Source organism: Paenibacillus sp. GCM10027626 (assembly GCF_042676285.1).
GTDB lineage: Bacteria > Bacillota > Bacilli > Paenibacillales > Paenibacillaceae > Paenibacillus_Z.
On sequence record NZ_JBHTHC010000024.1, the window covers coordinates 1 to 22557 of the forward strand.

The 22557-nt window shown below is 50.3% G+C and carries 17 protein-coding genes; 14 read left to right on the forward strand and 3 right to left on the reverse strand.

Going from position 1 to position 22557, the window contains the following annotated elements; translation table 11 throughout:
* Positions 1-302: 302 nt before the first annotated feature.
* The 9 genes from ACFQ0N_RS31380 (at position 303) to ACFQ0N_RS31420 (ending at position 13866) form a co-directional block, all read left to right on the forward strand.
* Positions 303-662 (forward strand): hypothetical protein, encoded by a 360-nt coding sequence (locus ACFQ0N_RS31380; RefSeq protein WP_379333958.1) that lies wholly within the window; start codon positions 303-305, stop codon positions 660-662.
* 86 nt (positions 663-748) lie between these two features.
* Positions 749-4138 carry a tubulin-like doman-containing protein gene (locus tag ACFQ0N_RS31385; RefSeq protein ID WP_379333960.1) on the forward strand — a complete coding sequence of 1130 codons (3390 nt, stop codon included), beginning with the start codon at positions 749-751 and terminating at the stop codon, positions 4136-4138.
* Between the two features lie 2 nt (positions 4139-4140).
* Complete coding sequence (locus ACFQ0N_RS31390) at positions 4141-6570, forward strand: transcription initiation factor TFIID (protein ID WP_379333962.1); 2430 nt, start codon at positions 4141-4143, stop codon at positions 6568-6570.
* A 58-nt stretch (positions 6571-6628) separates the two neighbouring features.
* Positions 6629-7912, forward strand: a complete 1284-nt coding sequence (locus ACFQ0N_RS31395) for a VWA domain-containing protein (protein ID WP_379333964.1) — start codon at positions 6629-6631, stop codon at positions 7910-7912.
* 22 nt (positions 7913-7934) lie between these two features.
* Complete coding sequence (locus ACFQ0N_RS31400) at positions 7935-8570, forward strand: beta-mannanase (RefSeq protein ID WP_379333966.1); 636 nt, start codon at positions 7935-7937, stop codon at positions 8568-8570.
* 15 nt (positions 8571-8585) lie between these two features.
* Positions 8586-9845 (forward strand): TRAFAC clade GTPase domain-containing protein, encoded by a 1260-nt coding sequence (locus tag ACFQ0N_RS31405; RefSeq protein WP_379333968.1) that lies wholly within the window; start codon positions 8586-8588, stop codon positions 9843-9845.
* On the forward strand, positions 9845-12838 hold the full coding sequence (locus ACFQ0N_RS31410; RefSeq protein ID WP_379333970.1) for a GAP1-N2 domain-containing protein: 2994 nt from the start codon (positions 9845-9847) through the stop codon (positions 12836-12838). The genes ACFQ0N_RS31405 and ACFQ0N_RS31410 overlap by 1 nt, the downstream gene beginning before the upstream one ends.
* 159 nt (positions 12839-12997) lie before the next feature.
* On the forward strand, positions 12998-13495 hold the full coding sequence (locus ACFQ0N_RS31415; RefSeq protein ID WP_379333972.1) for an SMI1/KNR4 family protein: 498 nt from the start codon (positions 12998-13000) through the stop codon (positions 13493-13495).
* Between the two features lie 35 nt (positions 13496-13530).
* On the forward strand, positions 13531-13866 hold the full coding sequence (locus ACFQ0N_RS31420) for a hypothetical protein (protein WP_379333974.1): 336 nt from the start codon (positions 13531-13533) through the stop codon (positions 13864-13866).
* A 258-nt stretch (positions 13867-14124) separates the two neighbouring features.
* Here ACFQ0N_RS31420 and ACFQ0N_RS31425 read toward each other — a convergent pair whose 3' ends face one another.
* Entirely contained in the window at positions 14125-14982 is an 858-nt protein-coding gene (locus ACFQ0N_RS31425) for a class II fructose-bisphosphate aldolase (protein ID WP_379333976.1), read from the reverse strand.
* A gap of 237 nt (positions 14983-15219) precedes the next feature.
* On the opposite strand from ACFQ0N_RS31425, the gene ACFQ0N_RS31430 reads away from it, so the two are divergent.
* The 3 genes from ACFQ0N_RS31430 (at position 15220) to ACFQ0N_RS31440 (ending at position 18326) form a co-directional block, all read left to right on the forward strand.
* Entirely contained in the window at positions 15220-16473 is a 1254-nt protein-coding gene (locus ACFQ0N_RS31430) for an MFS transporter (protein WP_379333978.1), read from the forward strand.
* Between the two features lie 17 nt (positions 16474-16490).
* Complete coding sequence (locus ACFQ0N_RS31435) at positions 16491-17258, forward strand: helix-turn-helix transcriptional regulator (protein ID WP_379333980.1); 768 nt, start codon at positions 16491-16493, stop codon at positions 17256-17258.
* A 135-nt stretch (positions 17259-17393) separates the two neighbouring features.
* Positions 17394-18326 carry a nucleoside hydrolase gene (locus tag ACFQ0N_RS31440; RefSeq protein ID WP_379333982.1) on the forward strand — a complete coding sequence of 311 codons (933 nt, stop codon included), beginning with the start codon at positions 17394-17396 and terminating at the stop codon, positions 18324-18326.
* 97 nt (positions 18327-18423) lie between these two features.
* Here the strand turns inward: ACFQ0N_RS31440 and yhbH are convergent, their stop codons facing one another.
* Positions 18424-19578, reverse strand: a complete 1155-nt coding sequence (yhbH, locus tag ACFQ0N_RS31445) for a sporulation protein YhbH (protein ID WP_379333984.1) — start codon at positions 19576-19578, stop codon at positions 18424-18426.
* 71 nt (positions 19579-19649) lie between these two features.
* Positions 19650-20087, reverse strand: coding sequence for a hypothetical protein (locus ACFQ0N_RS31450; protein ID WP_379333986.1), 438 nt, complete (start codon positions 20085-20087; stop codon positions 19650-19652).
* 91 nt (positions 20088-20178) lie between these two features.
* Between ACFQ0N_RS31450 and ACFQ0N_RS31455 the strand changes: the two genes are divergently transcribed.
* Together ACFQ0N_RS31455 and ACFQ0N_RS31460 are read left to right on the forward strand one after the other, a co-directional pair.
* The gene (locus tag ACFQ0N_RS31455; protein WP_379333988.1) at positions 20179-20571 is read left to right on the forward strand and encodes a DUF423 domain-containing protein; all 393 of its coding nucleotides are present in this window, start codon (positions 20179-20181) and stop codon (positions 20569-20571) included.
* 26 nt (positions 20572-20597) lie between these two features.
* Complete coding sequence (locus tag ACFQ0N_RS31460) at positions 20598-22520, forward strand: putative bifunctional diguanylate cyclase/phosphodiesterase (protein ID WP_379333990.1); 1923 nt, start codon at positions 20598-20600, stop codon at positions 22518-22520.
* Positions 22521-22557 lie beyond the last annotated feature (37 nt).

A 22557-nucleotide genomic window follows, 5' to 3' on the forward strand; every position in this document is an offset into this window, starting at 1 on the left:
ATAATATTTCCCATTATGAAATATGGAATGAATTGAAAAATCCCCCTACCCAAGTAGGAGGAAAACAAATTTGATGGTATGAGGAAACCCTTGTCCCATCTGCCTCGGCGAATGCCGAGAGGCTATTAAAGGCCAAGGAGGAGAGCTTCTTCCGCGAAACAGATCCGGTTACCATTACGGCCAAGGCAGGGACAGCGGGTCATACGACATTTCAGCCGGCTGGCAAAGAGAAGCCATTCCCGGTTGTACCCGTCATTATAGGCGTTATAGGTCTGGCGGTTTTGCTTGCAGCAGCCTATTTCGTGCTCCGGCTCCTTAAGCAGGCGAACCGCGGTTTTGTCGGGCAACTCGTCATTGAAATCCGGGATGAGAACACAGGCGACAAAACGTCGCCGCAGTACAAGAAGCTGTCTGCCTTCAAGGGCAAGCTGCTGCTCCACCAGCTGCTGCAGCTGGCGCCCGAACTGAAGGAAACCGATAAAGTGGTCTTCAAACCGGGCAGCAATGACCGCATCGTGCTGCACAACGGCTCCACGTGCACGGTTGAGAAGTCGGGAAGGGCGGTTAATGCATCCCGCGAATTGGAAATGAAGAGCGGGGACCGCATTACGGTAACGCTTGCGCAAGTGGACAAAACGATATTTATCGAATATCTCGTATAAATAGAGCCCAACGTATGCTTCCGATGTAGTTTATTGCTTACCGGAAGCCACTCAAGATGTTGAATAATCTGAGGAGGTCGTAATGAATGAAACCAATCGTAAGGGAACATATACAGCAGCTTGACGTTTCGCTTGGCGGAGGCATTGTCAGCGAGAAAATCCGGGTGGACACGATTGATAACCCGATCTTGATTATTGGACTTGGCGGTACCGGCATCGATGCGCTGCTGCGCTTGAAATATCAGATCAACCGCCGCTTTAAGCTGCCTGAGGATCCGGTCTCAAAGAGAAAACGCGATAAGCCCGACAATGTGGAATTCCTTGCCTTCGAAACGAATGAACAGGACCGCAACAAGAAGTATAGAGGGATCGGTCTGGATCCGATTAATGAATTCGTGCTGCTGTCCAACGCCGAGGTTGGAGGACTGCTGCAAAACCGCAGTATTCTGGAGCCTTACATAACCGATTGGCTGTCGCCGGAGCTGAGCATTACCGATGGGATGAACGGTGCGGCCGGCGTGCGCCAGGCAGGACGGCTGCTGCTGTTTACGAAGATCAACCAGGTCGTGCAGAGCATCGACAAAAAAATCAAGACGCTGTCTGTCGGTACGAATAAGAAGCTGATGGTATTTCTACTCACCGGCTTATCCGGCGGAACGGGCAGTGGCTGCTTCCTCGATATTTCGTATATCGTCAGAGGCATTATTGAGCGCGATCACGGCGCGGCAGGTATTGACCGGGTAAACACGCTTGGTTATTTGTTCACGCCGGACATTAACCTTGCCAATAAAAGCTTGAGCGATCATACCCGCGAGTACATTAAGAAGAATGGCTATGCTGCACTGAAGGAATTGGACTACTGGATGAATGTGGACAGCCGCGGAGAACGATTCAAGCAGCAGTACGGCAGCATTCTCACCGTGAATTCGCCGCTTCCGCCATTCAACTTATGCCATCTCATCTCAGCCACCAATGCGGAAGGCAAGCTGCTCGAAAATGCTTACGATTACTGCATGAACGTGACGGCAGAGAATATTACGAACTTTATTTCGAGCGAGGAAAAGCAGTCCGGCGAAGAATTTGCCATTCATGATTATATCAGCAACATTCGGACGAACATCGCCCAAATGAACAAGATGTATCCGGCAAACTACGATTACAACATTATAGGAGCATCTTCGGCGGTGCTGCCGATCGAGGAAATGACGACGTATTTGGCCTACCGGCTCTTTAATAAAATGGACAAAATGTTCGAGAAAGCGCCAAGCCAGGACGACGTGGAGAAGTTTGCCCGCAAGCTTGGAATCGATCTCGACACGATGATGAAGACGTTCGATTCACGCGTGCCGGAGCCGCTGCCGGGTTTCGAGAACAGCGAACGGCTGAGCTACAACAACGTGATCAAAATGCAAGCCGTGAACATGGATACCGAGCTGGAGCAAAACTTCCTGGCCCGTGCGCGCGAGGAATATATCAAGGCCAAGAAACAGCTTCCAGGCGAGATTGTCGGGCAATTTACCGATCAAATCCGCCGCACGTTCCTGCATCCGGAGCAGGGACCGTTCTATGTATCCCGTCTCCTCTATACCGAGAAAGGCTTTTGTCTGCTGAAGATGCTGCTCTCTTATATTGAGACGCTGCGCGAGGGGCTGCTTCGGCTCCCGCGGGAAATCGAAGCGGCCAGAGAACAGGCAGAGGAGCGCATGGGCGATGCGAAGAGTGCGTTCGTGTCCAAGGATAAGAAGAAAAACAACTATATCGAAGCGAAAATCAATGAGTACTGGCTGCATGCCGATGTCGAGCGCATGGAGCAGCTGATTGAATTTTATGAGGATCTGCACCAGCTGCTGAACAACGAGAACAACCGGATTTATAACGTGTTCACGGAAATTTTAAATGTACTTAATTCGATTTTTGCCAAAAACGGCGACATTCTCACGAATGGAGAAGAGCAGGCTGATCATAAAGGGAACAAAACCTATTATTGGAATATTGTCGGCGTGCCGGACATTTCCGATGTTATCAGCCGTTTAATGGATAAGAAAGACGGGGACGATCTGATCCGCGACTTTACACAGGAGCTGCTGGATCATTCGAATCTATGGGTGAAGGAGCAGGAAATCGATATCGTCAGCTCGATCTCGGAATTTCTAACCGATAAATTCGGCGACCTGATTACGAAATCGATGGAAGAATTCCTCGTCATGAAATATGGGAACGATGAATCAATCGAGAAATTTGTCGAGCGCCACATCGCGAGCAAACTGGATGAGGAAGCCGTGCCGGTATTCCATCTCAGCAACAGCTCTGGCAATCTGCATGTACCGTCATGGGGCTTCGTATCGGTGCCGGTGCAGGCGCCCAGCATTTTGCGGGGTATCCGGAACTATCAGAATAACTCGATCGGCAAATCCCACTTCACGATCAAGGAAAGCGAAGTCAAAAACCGGATTTTCTGGCTGAATACGAGAAATGGCGTGCCTTTGTTTGTTTATACCCCGTTAAAGGTATATGAGGAAAACTACGAACGGACGATTCTGGACAAGGAAGGCATCGGGCGCCATCTGGTGCAGACCGACCGGGTCAATTGGACGTATTTGCCGTCGCCGATTCCAGAGAAATCTTGGGGGGATACGTACGTCAATGCACGTGTGAAAAGCTATAACGCAAGGGTACGCGCCGAGTTCGTTAAAGCGGAGGGCTTCCGCGTTATTGAAGAGAAAGGCATCGATAATAACACGAGCAGCCGATATTCCGTTCGTTTCACGAAACCTTTTCAGCTGTCTGATACGCTAAAACCTTTCAATATGCAGCTGGATGCGGCAAAACCGAATCTGGGCGAGGTCAAACGGGCGTTGAACGAGCTGAAGCGGCTTCTGTCCGAAGGGCTGGAGCCCGAATCGTCCAAGGATATATTCGGAAGCTTCACCGAGGAGCTTGCGCAGGAAAATCTGATCCGTTCGCCGGAGCTGCTGGGACGGGTCCGTGAGGAACTGGCGAAATACGAGTCCATTTCGGTTAAGTCGGCCGAGCTTGAGCAGCTGCTTCTTCAGCATCAGGATGAGGAGAAATGGCTCGATCAGTTTATCGAGGCGTTGTACACGGAGACGATCAGCAGGAAGGGTGCGCTTTATTTGTACGACCGTGAGCCGGAGGAGGAAGCCTGGCCGCCTTTCGCTAATTTAATGAAGAGCAGCAGCTATGTCGAGTATGAGGTATTCGAGAGCTTCCGCAATCTCGATGAGAAGAGTCGCAGCACGCTCATGCGCAAAGCGGCGCGCCGGGTAACGGAACTTACGGCAACGGAGGATACTGCACTGCTGCTTGCCAAGCTTGAGGAGCTGCTGGCCACATTCCTTGATGCGCGCGAGCGTCTCGAATACGAGAAGGTCGAGCTGGCTAACGGCGAGGACATGCACCGGTTCTACAAGGAAATGACGACAAAGCTTAATGAAATCCGCAGGAAGTTGAAATAGCTATGAGAGAATTGCTGGAACGTTTCGCATCCGACTATTCGGCGGCCGAGCAGCAGATAAGCGGTCTTGAGGATGATCAGAGCAGCATTCATTATCCGACCGTGTTTCTATTTATCGGCGATGAGGCAGGGCATGCGATCGAACCGATGATTCACTCGAATGAGCAGAAGTGGGATAACAATGCCGGTGTTATTTACTTCCATGTATCATCGGGTGAAACGGATGCCATCGTCGCGATTGGCCAAGAGACTGATCACGCCTCAGCATACCGCGGAGCTCATTATGGCCGATCCGTTCCCAGGGTCATGCAGGTTGCGCTAACCGGAATAACGACGGGGCAAAGCGACAACCGGACAAGACGCAAGGACATAGGAGCCGCTTTTCAAGAGAAAGGGCAATATTTGGTCGATCTCAACAGGGCGCTTAGGCAGGTCAGCGATACGATCGCAGATTACGGCCGCCTGTACGCCTCCTTCGATCGTCTTCATTTGGCTGTTATAACCAGGGTTGACGACCCGTTGAACGTGCTTGTTCCGGAAATATCGCTGCTTGCGCAATCGATTTTTCTGCAGTTGTTCAAATCGGTGCAAATGGATTTGTACACATTGATTAACGAACGGGAGCAATCGGAGACGTTCGGCTATGCCAGCGCGGCGGGAATCAGCTTCCTGCGCGAGCTTGAAGGGATGCAGCGGCCAGATTACTCGTACTCCGCGCCGCTGCTGATGACCGGAGACGGCTTATCCATTCCGGTCATTCATAAGCCGTCTGCATTGTTTGACCTTGTTTATGTCTTGTCCAACCGCAACGAGCGGGGGATTACGACCCTTAATGGGATGAGGGACAACTATGAGATCATTTGCCACATTCTGCTGTTGAAAAACAGGAAAAGGAAAGATGCGCAGGTCCAGTCCAATGATGTGAGCTACAACAATTCGTCCTTCAAAAACAGCCTGATGTCCGAATCGGGAAGACAGGGTTTCGTCTCGGCGGGACTGGCTAAGGTGAAACGTCCCAATTATTCGATTGCCTTAACCGTGTTGTACCATTTTCTCAAGCAAATTACCGCACGGCTGCAAAACGCGCCTCAACCAAGCATGAAGGAGAAGCTGGCCTTCTTCGGGCTTGATTCCGCTGCGCTGGAGGAGCGAGTGGCCGATCTTGTTCCAGGCGAGGATAATCTTGTCGATATGAAGGGTCTCTTGACGAGCGGCATTCGGTATGAACAACTACGGCGCATGTCGCTGCGCGAGGCCGAGGAAGCTTTGTTCGGCGATGGCTGCGCCGAATTCTTCTGTAAGCATTTCATCCGTTCGGCCGAGGAACGCCTTGGGTATGTACAAGTTGCGGAAGAGCTGCGGCGTACCGTTAACCGCGCTATGAAGGAGCATCCGCAGATCAGTTTCTATCAGATGTCCGACTGGACCAGCGAGAAGAATGAGGCAGGCAGTGTGCTGGAGGCCGTGCGCTCCCGAATGCGCGATTTGGCCAGAGAAATCGATCTCGCCCGGGAGGAGCTTGATCGTACCCGGGAAATACGCGTTGAGGACTTGAAGTTCCAACGGATTCCATTTATGGACAAGCAAAATTTACGCGCCTTTATTCGCGCATTATTCGATACGGTCTATCTGCAGAAGTGGCAGCAGTTGCGATTGGAGACGGAGCTTGCCTTATACCGGAGGTTTGCAGGCGAGCTGGAGCAAATGCATGAGGAATACCGAACCCGCGTTGTTCAAGTGGCTACGCTGGAGGAAGAGTTCAAGGCAGCGGCGCTGCAAAGCATCCAATCGGCGGATGATTATATCGGGCAGAACATATTCGATTATTATGAGCGTGTTACCGAGAATGTCATGAAGGAGATCGAAGAGAAGCGCGGCGCATCGGCGTTCTTCGAGGAACGATTTATGGGCAATGTGATGGAGCCTCTTGAGCAAGGCGGACACGCATTTGCAGAGCGCCTGATCGGTATATGCCGTAAACTCATTTTGACCGCAGAGCCCTTTGTCCAGACTTTCGAAGAGGAACTTCTGCTGCGGGCGAATGTATCCGTTGATTACAGCAATCGCAAAGCTCTATCGAGGGATGAGCTGTTCCACAGGCTGTACCGAACGCTGGAGGATAACGCGGTTATCCATATCCGTCTTCTCGATTATACGCACGAGCATCGTTACGAGGAAAAATATTTGTTCGGAGATCGGGAGACCGAGTTTATCCGCTTTGCTCTTGGCGTTGACGAAATGTCACGCATCTACAAGCTGGGCTGTGTGCACGAGAAGCGCAGCAGCGGAGTCGAGAAATTGAATATAATGGGCGGATTTCATTTAGAAGATTTGATGTATTATCGAAACGGCAAAGTCTATTATGAAACCTATTTACAGAACGGGTACGAATTCCACACACTTCATCCATCCCTTCTGCCTGAGCTTCGCTGACCGGGATACATGGATAATCGCTGCGGTCCATTAGCAAGCGGAAAAGGGGTTGTCATTCATGCAACGAAAAATAAATGTGCTTCTTCTGTTGTTCAGCTTGATAGGCGGAGCAATTGGATTCGCGGTCGGCGAAGTTATGCTGGGCGCGCTATTGGGAAATTGGCCGCGCTTCATCGTCGTCGGTCTCTATTTTGGCGTTCTTGCTTTGTGCATCGGACTGTCCTGTCTGATTGCCGAAATGATTGTGCCCCGGTTAAACGGGTCTTCCTGGAGACAGCGCTATTCCGGTTTATCCTGGAAGCTGCTCGTACCTGCGACGCTAGTACTGCTGTTTGTTGTCGGCGGCCTGCTTCAGCTTATTTACGGGCTGCATTTCAGCGGCGCGAAGCAGGTGAAGGATATCGTGCTTGTTATCGATAATTCAGGAAGCATGCTGGAGAATGATCCTGACAACGAGCGCTATACGGCAGCGAAGCAGTTGATTAATAATATGGATAGCGGCAAACAGGTGGCTGTAGTTGTTTTTAGCAGTACCGCTGAATTGCTGCAGCCTTTTGTTAGTCTGAGCACGCAGGCCAAGAAGTCGGTGAATGCGGCAATCGATGCACTCGAACCAACTGACGGAGGAACGGACTTCAGCCTTGCGCTGGCAGAGACGATGAAGTCGATTGAAGGCAGGAAAAATGCCGATCGCGGCACAATGGTCATGCTGCTGTCAGACGGCTTCAGCGAATCGGATATCAACCAGCAAATTGCCGCCTATAAAGAGAAGCAAATCGCCGTAAATACGGTCGGCCTCAGCGTTGCCGATGCCAAAGGCTCAGCTTTGCTGAAGCAAATCGCCGATTCCACCGGAGGAAGCTATTACGATGTGTCGGAAGCAAGCGGACTGACGCTCGTCTTCCAAAATATATACGACAAGCTCGATAGTCGAACATTATTAACAGAGCGTACAGATGCGATAGCGGACAGCACATTTTACATGCTGCTGCGTATTTTGTCGCTGGGCATTATCGGAATAGCTGTCGGGGTATCGCTGGGATTGTTGTTCGACAACCGCTTCCTGGCGGTAAGTTTTGGCGCTGGCGGCATCGTCGGCGGCTTGCTGGCAGGCTATATTCTGGATAATGGATTGTCCGGGCATGCGTTCACAGACGGAGTCTCCCGGTTTGTCGCTGCGCTAGTGCTGGCGGCCATCATCGGATTATTTACGCTCATTGTTCCAATTAGCGAGAATAACGGCACCAAGCCGCGGGGCGGCGGAAGAAAAGGCAGCAGCCGTGACATTCCCGCTGCCGGCATGGGTGGACGGACGAAGGATAGCCGTAGCCATGGATTTTAAACGATGCGGGGGGCGGATATAAATGCAGTTTATCGATGCGGAGGATGGTTCTCCGGTCATCAGCGGCTTGACCCGCCAGGTCGAGGAGGACCGATGCACGCTGCGCTGGATTTGGCCGCGGAGCATAGAAGCGGTTTACATCCGGAAAACTTCAGCTGAGCAGGCGGAGGCCGCTGATGGAGATACCGGCAATCTGAAGCTGTACACAAGGGCGGAGTACAAAGCGAATAACGGCTACCACAACCGGATAGAAGGCATCGGGCGTTATTCCTTTACGGTATATGCCTGTCAGGAGGGGAGCGGCGGCCCGCAACTTATCCTTCAACATGATCGCGGGAACAGCATAGAAATCAGTGCCGGCAGGGCGAAAATTTATTATACAATCTCGGATAAAAGCGGTTTTTGGAGAAAGTTCAAAACGATTCAAATTCAGGTGACGACAGAAGTCCCGATCGCGAAGGACGTACTCTGCTACGTGAAGAAGCAGGGCGGTTACCCCGCGAATAAAGATGATGGTATGTTGTATCCGTTTGTCGCGACATTTGCAGCGGGAAAAACCGTCCTGCCTGCCATTGAAGTCGGCAAACAGGATTTTATTCGGTTGTTTTTCACCGATGGCCGGACATACGGGCAAATGTACGAGTTGATTTCAGTGTAGAGGAGGTAGAAGAGCATGGGCATTTTCGATCTTTTCAAAAAAAAGCCGGAGGCGAAGCAGCGGCCGTTGTTCTACGATATTGTCTGTCCCTACTGCTTCAGCAAATTCACGCCGGATGAGGTCGTCTTTCGAGCTGCCCATTCCCGTGAGGACGATGAGGATTATGCGCTTGGAGAAGACGAAGAGCTGAACAAATACCGCGAACGCTTTGGCCTCGATTCCGTGCATGATATGGAAGCGGTGCTCCGTCCGCAGGACGTGCCCGAAGAGCATCGGATATACTCCGATCATGTGCTGATCGGAATCAACGACCGTTACGGCGAGCTGACCCGCAGAAGGCTTTGCCCGAGATGCCATAACGAGCTTCCGGTGACGGCAGGCAAGGTGCCCAGCAACATTATTTCCATTATAGGCGCTTCCCAGGTAGGCAAATCGGTGTATATGACTTCATTGATCCATACGCTGCAGAACACGACTGCGGACCATTTCGACGCAGCCTGCATGCCGCTCAACGCTGAGATCAGCCGCAAGTTCCGCATCAATTACGAGGAACCGTTATTCGAGCGCGGCGATCTGCTTGCATCCACCCAGAAGGAGAAGATGCAGGAGCCGTTCATCTTCCAATTCGTCTTTAAAGACGATACGAAGCCGCCGCTGACGCTCGTATTTTTTGACGTGGCGGGCGAGGGAATGGTAGAGCAGGATTATCTCGGCCTGCACGGTCAGCATATTAAAAACTCGGCAGGTATTCTACTGATGGTCGATCCGCTGCAAATTCGTTCGATCCGCGAGAAAATCAGAATGAACCTCGGCGATAAGCCGGGAGAATGGGTCTCCCAATACGACGAGCCGCGCGATGTCGTACTGACGATGTTCGGCGATTTCATCGCTTATCAGGAAAACAACAAAACGGATATTCCGACAGCCGTCGTGCTGACGAAGAGCGACATGCTTCATTCTTTGAAGGATGAGGATGGCGAATACATTAAATCGAACAGCAATATTTTTAATAATATCGTGCACCAGAATTATTTCAATCTGACTGAATTCGAAAATATCGACGGCGAAGTCCGCCGGTTCATCGAGAAGGTCGATCGGCCGTTCAAGGGGACGATGGACGTCTATTTCAAAGATACGGCTTATTATGCGGTGTCCGCGCTGGGCAGCAATCCCGTGGATCAGAAGCTGCAAACCGTCGTTAGTCCAATCCGGGTCGACGAGCCCTTCATTTGGCTGCTTTATAAGCTGAACTACATCGAGGGGAGAAGAGAATAGTGCGCGATTCTAAGCCCGGCAGGATGATCCAGCAGCAGATGTATGCACGGGAAAGACGCGGTATTTTCAGGTCCGCTGAGGGTTATGATACGATCGCCAAATCCGGCGGCTTAGACCCTTCTTTTATAAAAAAAGTGCTTCATCCGCTCTGTATCTATGACGCCCCAACCGAACTGGCAGCCCGCGGCGAGAAGGACGGAGCCGCTTATCCAGAAACGATGCATTTGCTCCATCTGGATAATGGCGATATTGTGCTCGGGTGCAGCATCTATCAGGCAGCGGATTTCACCGGACTTCGCAGTGCGTTCTTTACACATAACTATATTATTCCAAGCGGTCACGAGAGCGAATCGGACAATGATTATGAGAACTGGCTGCAAGCATTCTTTGCGGATAGCTATGATATCGATAACGGCACGGAAATTGCGGAATTGGCCAATCTGCCGATTCAACCGGGGGCGGCGGCTAAATTGCCCTATCGCTCCCTATTAGCGCAATTGAATATAGGAGAGAAGCCATTTAAGCAGCTGCTGTATGCGGTGATGGCCGCAGTCGGCGGCAAGAAGAAGATTTACGTTGCCCTCGATGTGCCGATTGCACAGCTTTCTATCAAAGCAAAGCAGCTGCTTGCGCTGCTTTATGCGAGCTTGCCCTACGCCTACCGCAAGCAGCTTGGCTTTATCACGTATGCGAAAGAGCCGCAAAGCCGAAAATCGGTGCATCTTACGTTCGTTGAGCAGGGGAGCCTGCGCCCGGGGGACCGGAGCATCGAGAAGGATTATACGTTTGATTTTGTTAACGACCGGATAATGAATGTCGATTTAGAGAGTATGGACCAGCCGTATTTGGATTTCGCATGGGACAATCTAGATCGCCCTGAACGTGCGGACAGCTTCTTCCAATTTGCTGAGGTGATGCTGGAAGACATGGGGCCTGAACGTCGAATCGCTGCGGCCAGCTATCATGAGCTATGCGTCATCTATCAGATTGAGGAAGGCAACGATACGCTGTATGAAACGCACAAAACCGCAGTGCTGCGAGGCCTGCTCGATTATTTGCAGCCATCCGGCTCGCTGGATTCCAAGAATCGGCTGAATGATTTGTTCCTGTCCCGCTTTGATTATGAGTTCGATCGTGTGCGGCAAGGACAAATGCCGGAACCGTTCATTGTAGATTTTTTTAAGGATTATTACCGAATCGACGGCAAAAATATCAAAAGCAAATTGGTCTCTTTTTTCATCCTGGCACTTAACAATGCGAATATGCAGAACGAACAGGAATTAGCCGCTTCCTTCTATGCTGCCGTAGAAAGCAACCCTGACTTAAGCAAAACGTTCTTCGCAAAGCTGCTGACTGATTCGAGGATAGCCGCCAGCTTGTTCGTTCCCTTTCTGGAGAAGAAGCTTACGGCTGCAGCGGGAGCAAAAAGCGTTCTTCAGCTGATCGAGCAGTGGGGAAACGCTCACCCGGGGCTTTTCGGCTATGAATCGTTTCATACGCTTGCGTGCGAGCAGTTGATGGAGAAACTTGCCGGTGAGCGCCACTCGATAGCGGCGGCAGGCAAAGTTTTCGAGCAGCTGCGCAGGCTGAAAGAGGAAGCTCGGTCAGGAATAGAGAAGCAGCCGCTTTCGCATGATGATATTTACTTTTACCAGGATATGGAATTTGAAGTCTATCGCGCGATGCTTACCGGGCTTGATCTGGACAAGCTCTCCAAAGATCAGCTCGCGTCTGCGGAATTCCTTCAGCATAAGGATCAGCTGAAGCGCTGGAACGGACAACTGCAGGATACAAGGCAGAAATCGGCCGCCTTTGAGCTGTTTGCCCTCTATGAATGGTTCGCGCTCCCGGAGCCGACCGCAGAATTATTCAGTCTATTGTCCCCGGAAGAGACTGACAGGGTGCAGCAGGTCGGCCGCCGGCTATTGGCGGGACAGTTGGAGCCCGCCGGATATCCGCGGCTATCGCTTGCCTTTCTGCGTAGTTCGGATATGGAAACGGTAGATTACGCGAAGCTGCTCGATTATTTGCAGCAGAACGCTTCGAATAAGATGACCGTATACCGCTTTTTCCAGTGGTCGGAGAAGCACCCTGATTTCATGAGGCCAAGAGGTTTCGTGCCGGCCTACTCGACAGCCATAGTCGGTTATTTTAAGAAATATGACCGCAACGCTTTCAAAAAGCGGGCGAATCGGAAGCAGCTTCTCGACAGGGCGGGTGCTACCCTCACAGCTGTATATAAGCAGGCTGAACGGGAGCTTTCCTCGCCGATTGCCAAATTTTTCCGGCGGAATCGTAAAATGACGATGATTACAACCATTATTGCATTAGGCATTACTCTGGTCGTTGCCGGCCTCATATCATTGTCCGGCAAGGATGATACGAATCAGGAGAGTTCGGCTCTGCCTGAGGTGAAGCCTTCGGCAGAACCGGACATCGTTCAGCCGAATACGCTCGTATATGTGGAGCAAACCCCGGCGTCCGGGGGGCAAGCGGCAACGACCTCCCTGGTGTTCTTGTTCAAGGACGCGGCAGCTTGCACCCGTTTTGCACCGAGTTCAATAACGATAGAGTCACCGGGTGTTGAAGCAGTTGAATATACGAAGCTTGCGTTCTTTCCTGTCTGCAGCGCGGATGCGGCGGATGACAATACGGAGGGCAATCAAGTCGGGGTATCGGCGCTGCCGACGGGATCTGCAGATGCACCTGTGACGGAGTCCGCGACTCCACCGGCAACTACGCCTGCAGAAACGCCTGATGCTACCAGCAGCGAAAAGTCCGATACTCCGAATAATCGCGTATCCGAATCGGGGAGCAGTACAGGAACCGGCTCTGGGCCAGAGCAAAGCGGCAATGTAGCGGCTGAACAAGAAGGCTATACGAGCCGGGTTGTTGTTCGCCTCGACAAGCAGGCCGATATTCCGGCTAACAGCGTCATCCGGGCAGGAGAAGTGAAATATAAGCTTTCCGTATTGCACAAAGTCAATAAATGAACAAGAGTAGGTAGCCGATCCAATAGGTCGGTTGCCTTTGTCCACCTTATAGAATTTATAACGTTTCACGCCTATAATATAGAGTTGCCTTCTCCTTGTTCAACTAACAGGTCAGGATAGTTAAACAGGAGTGGTTAGAAAATGCTTAGAAGGTGGAATATGAATAAAAAAATTGGCGAATTTATTCTTTGGGCTAATGAAAACGGTTGGGATATAACCAAAAAATCTGGGTTTCAATTAAATTTAGATAGTAGCATTATATCTAGATATAAAGAAATCCCTAATGAATATTTAGATTTTTTAAGTGTGGTTGAAAAATGTATTACATCAAATGAGAAGACTTGGTTTATTTGTGAGGATGAGTTCAATAATAGCTCAGATAGTGCATTTAAATGGAATGAATATGAATTGCTCAGCTTAGAAGCAGCAATGGATGATTATATTTGGAAATCAGAAATAACTACGTGGTGGGATAATTACTTGCCAATAGTTATGTCAGTTGATGGTGGATATTCCTTCTATGCGATTGATTTAACAAATGATAAAGGTGCTATTGTACGTGGATATGAGCCCGAATTCGAAGAAATTGAAAAAGTAGCAAATACTCTTGAAGAATTTTTTGAATTAATTATGTCGAATTCAATAGAGTTCAAGTGATAAATAAAGGTAAATCAATGTAGTTTGTTTAATAATTGTCTGTCCACCAGCCGCGCAAGCCGGAATGGCTGGCGGATAATTTGGACAACCCATTCCGTTCATTGGATGGCCGGGAAGGCATTACACCCGCGCAAGCGAAGAAGGCGGCGGCGCTCTATAAGCAGCTGCGTGCACAGGTGCGCAGCCTTGCAGCAAGCGCGGCAGAGGAGAAGCTTGGTGCGGCGGAAGCGCAGGAGCAAATCGAATCGCTCTTTTCCGTATATATTGAAGGGTTTAACGTATGGCAGGCAAGCTGTATTACATATAGCCTTGATTATATCCGCTCCCCCCCGGGAGGGGGTTCAGCCTCCTGGCGCATGAACAAACGCTAACGGATATCACGGCCGCTATTTTTGAAAATTTGGCCGATCTGAAATTGTAACGGAACTATGCGCCGCTATTTGCTGATATTTGGCACGATTTCGTAAGAAACGACCAATTAAGGTCGCCCACATCCGTTAGAATTCAAAAAGGGGGCAAATAGGCGAAATAACGTCTGTAGCTTCCGTTAGATGAAAAACCGCTCGCTTTGCAGCTTGCTGTACAAAAAATCCCCGCAACCACTAGCAGTTGCGGGGATTTTACTATGCTTAGGCTTTGTTGGAAGAGCCGAATTCGCGCATTTTTCCGATGACTGTTGCTTTGATCGCTTCGCGGCCAGGGCCCAAAAATTTACGAGGATCGTATACTTCAGCATCAGTTGTCAAAATTTCACGGGCAACTTTCGTGAAGGAGATTTGATTCTCGGTGTTTACGTTAATTTTTGCAGTGCCCAGGGAGATCGATTTTTGAATTTGCTCAACCGGAATGCCTGTACCGCCGTGCAGAACCAATGGAAGCGAAGTCGATTTGCAGATTTCTTCCATTTCTTTGAAGCCGAGGTTTGGCTCGCCTTTGTAAGGGCCGTGTACGGAGCCAAGCGCCGGAGCAAGGCAATCGATGCCAGTTCTTTGGACAAGATCTGCGCATTCTTTTGGATCTGCATAGATAACGCCGTCAGCAACAACGTCGTCCTCTTGGCCGCCGACTGTACCCAGCTCAGCTTCTACAGATACGCCTTTGCTATGTGCATATTCTACTACTTTTTTTGTAATTTCCACGTTTTCTTCAAATGGGTGATGGGAAGCGTCGATCATAACGGAAGTAAAGCCTGCATCGATTGCCGCTTTACATTTGTCGAAGCTGGATCCATGATCCAAATGAGTTGCAACAGGAACTGTAATTTTCATTTCTTCAATAAGAGCAGCTACCATTGCTGTAACTACTTTAAATCCGCCCATATAACGAGCCGCGCCTTCAGAAACACCAAGAATTACTGGAGATTTTTCTTCTTCAGCAGCAGCGAGAATCGCTTGTGTCCACTCCAGGTTGTTGATGTTGAACTGGCCAACGGCGTAGCCATCCTTAAGTGCTTTGTTCAGCATGTCCTTCATTGAAACTAATGCCATTTCAAGTCCTCCTTAGGTTCTTCTTGTGTGTGTAGTATGGTTTCTTCTTCTAAAAGAAAAGGATAACAGGAATATGGCCAACTAGCAATGCCTGACCCAAAAATATAGCTCAAATTTTGTCGTCGATCATAGAATAATGCACTAATATTTTCCTCGTTTCCTTTCTCGTCCGTTCGTGCTATTGTAGGCACTAGTGGGATGAAATTAGAATGTGACACGAGAAGGGTAGAGAGCAGGATGGCAGCCAAGTTTTTGTCCCGGTTAAAGCTCCAGCTGGAGCCGGTTGCATGGAATAATTTTCGCTATGATGCGACTGCTTCCATGATGTTCAGCATGTTCAATGTTGTGTTCAATCAGTTTTACATGCCTATGGCGATCCGGGAGGGAGCGACCAACCTGCAAGTGGGCATGCTGGCAGCTGCACCGGCCGTCGGGCTGCTGTTTTCGCCATTATGGGCCTCATTTATTGAGCGGGGCAGGCCTAAGCCTTATGTCGTTCTTCCGAATTTAATCGGCAGGGCGCTTATTTTGCTGCCTGCTTTTTTTGGCGCGCCTGTCGTTTATGTCATTACAGCGCTGTTTTTTCAAGTGCTGATGGGGGTGCAGGCGCCGGCTTACGCTTCGCTGGTTACCCAGCTCTATCCGCCGCAGCACCGCGGCAAGCTGATGGCCAATGTGAGGGTGCTGATGGGGATCCTTATGATCCCGCTTGCTTATGTAATCGGCAGCTGGACGGACGCGTCAGGGCCTTCAGGACCTTTGATTGTGGCTTCTATCACGGGCGTGCTCTCTATCCTGATTTTTTCGCGCGTACGGGAAAGCGGCACTGCAGAGCCGCGTAAAATAAAAGCAAAACGCGTTTCATTGCGGGAACAAATGCAGTTGGTCAGGGAAAACAAGGAGCTGGCCATTTTTTTGCTCGCTACGACATTTTCGGGCTTTGGCAATATTTTGGCTGCGCCGCTTTATCAAATTATCCAGGTTGATCTGCTGCAGCTCAGCAATGTGCAGATTGGCCTGGCCAGGGTGGCTTATTACAGCTGTCTTTTAACTAGTTACTTTGTTGTCGGCTGGGTGATCGACCGCTATTCTGCCAAACATACGATGGTGTACGGCATTGCGGCATTTGCAGTCGTTCCGCTACTATATGCCGTTTTTGGCAACTATCCGGCCGTGCTGGTCGGCAGCGGTATACAGGGCCTTGGCGACGCCATTTGGGATATCGGTATTTTAGCTTATGTATTTCGCCTTGCCCCGGGGCGGGAGGCGGTTGTATTCGGGCTTCATTTGCTCTTGTTCGGCATTCGCGGGACAGTGGCGCCGATACTTAGCACTTTGCTCTCGGGGAGCGTCCCGCTGTCCGCTCTGCTGTTAGGAGCTGCCGTATGCGGCGCGATCGGCATTGCCGTATTTGTGATGATGGGAAAGCAGGGGAAAGATGTGCAGGCGGGCAGAGATTATGGCGGCGCAGCAGGGAAGGAGCTCCATTAAAGGCGGGGGTATGAAAAGTGAATGTCTCTTTTGATTTTTTATTTCATGTCGGCCGCGAGGGCGGCAGCCATATCGATGATCACAGCCATTCGAATTATGAGCTTGTCTACTATGTGGATGGGACTGGGACGACGAAAATTGGCGCCGAGCGCTATCATTATGCCCGCCGCATGTTCACGATTATACAGCCCGGATGCAAGCACGATGAGTATAGAACGACCGACTCGGAAGTTTTCTTTATCTGCTTCTTCTACGACCATGAACGTCTTAGTCTGGATAATGGGCTTTACGAGGATGAAGATGGCACAGTCCTGCACATTTTGCAGCAAATGATGGGCGAGTTGGGCAGTAAAGAGCCTTACTATGACCTCAATTTGCATGGATTGCTTTGCCAGTTAATCGTCGCCGCGGGCAGGAAGATGAAGCGGCCGGCAGAAAGGGAAACGAGCGAAAAGGTAAGCTACGCCCAAAAATATATGGAGCAGTACTGCACCGAAAAAATCGACTTGTTTCAGCTGGCGCGTCATTTAGGCTACAGCTATGATCATTTTCGCCATTTCTTCAAGGAGCAATCGGGTTATTCGCCCATGCAATATATTATCCGCAACCGGATTCAGTTGGCCAAGCAGCTGCTTGCCCAGACGGAACAGAGCGCGACCGAAATTGCCCTGGAATGCGGGTTCAGCAATCCGCCGCAGTTCAGCATGATGTTCAAAAAGGATACGGGATTGACGCCGGTAGCTTACCGCAAGCTGCACGTTAACGACAATTCGCTGCCAGGTTAACCATTTCGTATAAGAAATAAGCCAGTTCATGTTAGTTCATCGGCCTGTTCATGCTTAAAATTAGAAGGGAATGAGGCGGGGATGTCCGCCGTTTTCTATCATTGGATGAACAGATCCGGGAGGAGTTTATTGATCATGACTTATCCACAATTTCCGATTATTTCTGATGAAATGCGCATTCGCCGCCTGCAGCCGCCAGCTGGCAAAGTCAACATGGTGCTCGATACGGATACTTTCAATGAAATTGATGACCAATTCGCGCTTGTGTATGCACTGCTGTCCCAAGACAAAATTAATTTGCAGGCGGTGTACGCTGCCCCGTTCTATAACTCCTTGTCGGAAGGGCCCAAGGACGGCATGGAAAAAAGCTACGACGAAATTGTTCGCATTTTGACGCGTCTTAATGTGCCGGTAGACGGTTTTATATTCCGCGGCTCGGAAAGCTATTTGCCGGAAAAGGGCAAGCCCGTTGAAAGCGAAGCGGTGCGCGACTTGATCGCTAAAGCGATGGCTGCGCCGGATGACGAGCCTTTATATGTAGTGGCTATAGGGGCAATCACGAATGTCGCTTCTGCGATTTTGCTGGAGCCGCGAATTATTAGCAAAATCGTAGTCGTATGGCTTGGCGGACATGCGCTGGACTGGAAGGATACGAAGGAGTTCAATCTGGAGCAGGATGTGCCTGCCGTTCAGGCGGTTTTCGATTGCGGCGTGCCGCTGGTATTAGTGCCATGCCTCGGTGTAGCTTCTCATCTGCTCACTTCGCTTCCGGAAATTGAACGTTATGTGCGCGGCAAAGGCGCGATCGGCGATTTCCTTGCCGAGCGGTATGAAGGCTGCTGCGACGACCACTTTGGCTATTCGCGCGTCATTTGGGACATCTCGGTTATTGCCTGGCTGCTTAATGAAGCGTGGATTCCATCGGCATTAGTGCCAAGCCCGGTGGTGACCGATCAAGTGACCTGGAGCAAGGACGCGACGCGCCACTTGATTCGCGCGGCCTATTTTGCCAACCGGGATCCGATATTCAAAGATTTGTTCGCCAAACTCGCTAAAGCTGCTGAATAAGAAGAAACGGCTGACGCCGTCCTTGGCGCGATTTTAAAAAAGAAGAGCTGCTCGACAAGTTACCGCTATCGATAACTTGCCGGGGCAGCTCTTTTTCTCAATGCGGCGCAGGCTTGGAAAAAAAGGTTTTGAGTGCATTGTATACTTCATTTTTTTCCCTTATGATCGAATAAACAAACTTTTTATTATCAATATGCTTGTAGGCGGACATTAGTGTACTGCTGCGGTTGTACTGGTTGACCTCCCCGTAGCCGAACATATTGCAGCGTCTCATCAGTTCCCCGATTAAGCGGACGCATTTTTCATTATCCGAAGTCAGGTTGTCGCCATCGGAAAAGTGGAAAGGATAAATGTTCCAATTCGCAGTGGGGTAGCGGTTGTCAATAATGTCTAACGCCTTCTGGTAAGCAGAGGAGCAGATTGTGCCGCCGCTTTCGCCGCGAGTGAAAAACTCCTCCTCCGACACTTCCTTCGCTTCGGTGTGGTGGGCAATGAAGACCATTTCCACATGCTCGTACTTTCGCCGTAAAAACTTGCTCATCCAGAAAAAAAAGCTGCGCGCGCAATACTTTTCGAAGGTGCCCATACTGCCTGAAGTGTCCATTAAGGCAAGGACGACGGCATTGGATTCCGGCTTCTGGATCTCCTGCCATGTTTTAAAACGAAGGTCATCCGGTGAAATGCCGCCGATTCCTTGTTTGCCGGCAGTGGCGTTACGGCGCAGGTTTTCCATCAAGGTTCGTTTTTTATCAATATTGGACATGATCCCCTTTTTGCGAATATCATGGAATACGATGTCGGTGGCCTGCACGTTTTCCCTTTGCTTTTGCTCCAGATTTGGCAGCTCCAGCTCGTCAAACAGCATATCCTCCAGTTCGTCCATCGTTATTTCGGTTTCGAGGTAGTCTTCGCCCGGTTGATCGCCAGCTCCTTCGCCGGCTCCCTTTTTAGCGGCCTTCGGATCGATGCCAAGCACGTCGCCTACTTGGGAATCGCCGTCACCCTGCCCAACATGCTGCTTTTTGTTGTGATTGTATACAAATCGGTATTCATCGATGCTTTTGATCGGTACTTTGACTGTACGTCTCCCATCCGACAGCACGATGCTTTCATCCGTCACGATGTCCGGCAAGTTCTTTTTAATGGCTTCCCGTACCTTTTCTTGGTGTCTGGTCTGATCCGTGTAGCCCTTGCGGTGCAAAGACCAATCCTCGCGCGACACGATAAAAAGCGGTTCGTTGTTGGCATCCATGTGCTGCGCCTCCTCGCCGATTGCTTTGATTATACATTGTATTCAAGCGAGCGGCCGTTCATGCTGGAAGCCTAGAGCGCACTCTGAGAAACCGCGCCGAGCAGCATGAGCGCACCGGTGCCGACCACAAGCAGCGCGTTCAGTACAATCCCGACGATAGCAAACGCTTTGCGGCGATTTTTCATACAAGCGCCAATAATTCCAAGGATCAGCCCGATAAAAGAAAGCCCAAGGCTGCCGAACATCATCAGTACGGACAAAATAAGCGTGACGTTGGCGCTCACATCTTCGACATCAAGGATGACCTTGCTGTCGTCAGAAATGTAGTCCATAATGGAAGATGTCGCTACGAGGAGACAGATGACAAAGGCAAGAATGCTCACAATGCCCAGAACGAAGGACGCAATACCGAGACCGGACTGCTTGGCCGGCACACTGTCTGCCGGATAGCCCGGATAAGGCGGAAACGGCGATTGCTGGTGTGGTGACTGGAATTGTTGTTCATTCATTGGATAAGCTCTCCTTTTGACTACCGTTTTGAGGTTGGTTTCCTGATATTGTAACCGATTCTTTAATATGATTGAAAGGGGATTAAAGTAGATGATTTCAAGAGTAGGGGCGTACGGCGCCATTCATGCCTTGCTGGCTGTGGCGCTGGGCGCCTTTGGCGCACACGGATTGAAGGGGAAAATAACAGACGATATGCTGGCCGTATTTGAAACAGGCGTCCGTTACCATATGTATCATGCCATCGGTTTAATTGTGATCGGGCTGTTGATTGAACGGATGGCTTCATGCAAAGGACTGCGCTGGGCCGGCATTCTTATGCATATTGGCATTTTTTTGTTTTCCGGCAGCTTATATGCGCTCAGCCTGACTGATTTGAAATGGTTTGGGCCGATTACACCGTTTGGCGGCGTAGCCTTTATTGCTGCTTGGGCTTTTACTGCCTTAGCGATTTTGCGCACAAGTAAAGGGAAAGCGGCAAAATAAAACTTGAGAGAGGGGCAATGAAGCATATGCGTACAAATATGCCAGCAGATTCGGACATCCGGCCGCTGCGCAGGCATTCGAATGTACGCGGCTATTGGATTGCGGCTTTTTGCATTGGCGGCTTTGCTTCTTTGTGGATCGTCATCTCGTATTGGCTGCTCGTGCCTGCCGTTTACCCGGCAAGTGCATTCGCAACAGTATTCATCGCAATGGCTCTGGAGCTAGGCTGGATTATTCCCGCGATTGTAAGAGGCAGCGGACCGGCAGACGCGGCATACAAGCCGATTGTCGACACAATCATAAGTCATAGTCCGGCACCGCTTGCGATCCTTAATCGCGCAGGCGACATAATTGAGATAAACGAAGCTTCCGGAGAACTGTTAGGTTATGAAAGAAAGCTGCTTGTCGGACAACCTTTTCTGCAATTGGTGGAATCCGATAGCCGTCAGCTGGTTCAGCGCAAGTTTCAACGCGCCCTGAATGGAGAATATCAGGCGGCAACTTTGCGCTTGCTCCATCGCGACGGACATCCGATCGAAGTATACATTGTTTCTGCTCCGCTGCAAAAGGAAGGCGCAGCGGACGGGGTCGTCATTTTCAGCCATGATATTAGTGATCGCCGCCGCAATCTGGAACGGATCCGTTACATGGCTTATTACGATGATATGACTGGCTTGCCGAACCGCCGGTCTTTTATGATCCATATGAATGAGCAGCTCGCCACAGCGAAGGAACAAGGCTTCTTTTTGGCCATTGCTTATATGGATCTGGACTGGTTCAAGCTTTATAATACCTCGTTTGGGCGCGAGTTTGGCGATATGCTGCTGCTGCAGGTGGCGGAACGGTTAACGAGGAGCCTGTCTGAGGAAGATGTGGCTGCCCGGATGGAGGGCGATGAATTCGCCATATTGTTTCCATACGTAAGCAGCCGGGACGAGCTGTTTATGAAAGCTAAAAGGATTTTGAACGTGCTGGAGGAGCCCTTTGAATTGCAAGGAACACCGCTTCATGTCACCGCGAGCATGGGCATTGCGATGACCGGATCGCCTGCTTCAGAGGACAACCAAGCCGAGACGCTGCTCAAAAAGGCAGAGATGGCGCTGGCAAGAGTGAAGGAAGGCGGCAAAAACGATTATTTGCTGTATTCTGAGAAGATGGATAACAGCTCTTTGAAACGGATCACACTGCAGCATGAATTAAAGCGCGCTGTGCGCAATGGGGAATTCGTGCTCTATTATCAGCCGCAGGTTCATCTTGGAACGGAGAAAATAGTAGGTGCCGAGGCGTTAATTCGCTGGCAGCACCCGGAGCGCGGGCTTATTTCGCCTGGGGAGTTCATTCCGCTCGCCGAGGAAAGCGGGATGATTGTTCCGATTGGGGAATGGGTGCTGGAGGAAGCGTGCCGGCAAAATAAAGCGTGGCAGGAAGCGGGGCTGCCGATTATTCCAATATCCGTGAATTTGTCTATCCGCCAGTTTCTTCATCAAAATTTAGCGGCCAAAATAGCGGGAATATTGGAACGGACAGGACTTTCCCCTCGATATTTGGATCTGGAAATTACGGAAACGATGACGATGGATGTAGGCTATGCGACACGATGCCTGCTCGAGCTGTCGAAACTCGGCGTCAATATTAGTATAGATGATTTTGGCACTGGATATAGTTCTTTTCATTATCTGAAAAACTTTCCGATAGATCGTTTGAAGATTGACGGATCCTTCGTCAGAGATTTGCAGCATGATCCCGGAGATGCGGCAATTGTAGCCGCGATCATCGCGCTTGGTCATAATTTGAATATGCAAGTGATAGCTGAGGGAGTTGAGACTGAGGAGCAGCTGGACTTTCTTAAGCAGCACAATTGCGACGAGATGCAAGGCTATTTCTGGAGTCCGCCGGTGCCCAGCGAGCATATGGAACAATTGCTCAGCACATCCGGCAGGACGGCATAACATGGCGAAGGGGCTGACCCGCAGTGAGTTGATCACT

Excerpts from the sequence above, each read along its gene's own strand:
- ACFQ0N_RS31385 (WP_379333960.1), top strand. The coding sequence starts at position 749 with ATGAAACCAATCGTAAGGGAACATATACAGCAGCTTGACGTTTCGCTT.
- ACFQ0N_RS31390 (WP_379333962.1), top strand. The coding sequence starts at position 4,141 with ATGAGAGAATTGCTGGAACGTTTCGCATCCGACTATTCGGCGGCCGAG.
- ACFQ0N_RS31395 (WP_379333964.1), top strand. The coding sequence starts at position 6,629 with ATGCAACGAAAAATAAATGTGCTTCTTCTGTTGTTCAGCTTGATAGGC.
- ACFQ0N_RS31400 (WP_379333966.1), top strand. The coding sequence starts at position 7,935 with ATGCAGTTTATCGATGCGGAGGATGGTTCTCCGGTCATCAGCGGCTTG.
- ACFQ0N_RS31405 (WP_379333968.1), top strand. The coding sequence starts at position 8,586 with ATGGGCATTTTCGATCTTTTCAAAAAAAAGCCGGAGGCGAAGCAGCGG.
- ACFQ0N_RS31415 (WP_379333972.1), top strand. The coding sequence starts at position 12,998 with ATGAATAAAAAAATTGGCGAATTTATTCTTTGGGCTAATGAAAACGGT.
- ACFQ0N_RS31425 (WP_379333976.1), bottom strand. The coding sequence starts at position 14,982 with ATGGCATTAGTTTCAATGAAGGACATGCTGAACAAAGCACTTAAGGAT.
- ACFQ0N_RS31430 (WP_379333978.1), top strand. The coding sequence starts at position 15,220 with ATGGCAGCCAAGTTTTTGTCCCGGTTAAAGCTCCAGCTGGAGCCGGTT.
- ACFQ0N_RS31440 (WP_379333982.1), top strand. The coding sequence starts at position 17,394 with ATGACTTATCCACAATTTCCGATTATTTCTGATGAAATGCGCATTCGC.
- yhbH (WP_379333984.1), bottom strand. The coding sequence starts at position 19,578 with ATGGATGCCAACAACGAACCGCTTTTTATCGTGTCGCGCGAGGATTGG.
- ACFQ0N_RS31450 (WP_379333986.1), bottom strand. The coding sequence starts at position 20,087 with ATGAATGAACAACAATTCCAGTCACCACACCAGCAATCGCCGTTTCCG.
- ACFQ0N_RS31455 (WP_379333988.1), top strand. The coding sequence starts at position 20,179 with ATGATTTCAAGAGTAGGGGCGTACGGCGCCATTCATGCCTTGCTGGCT.
- ACFQ0N_RS31460 (WP_379333990.1), top strand. The coding sequence starts at position 20,598 with ATGCGTACAAATATGCCAGCAGATTCGGACATCCGGCCGCTGCGCAGG.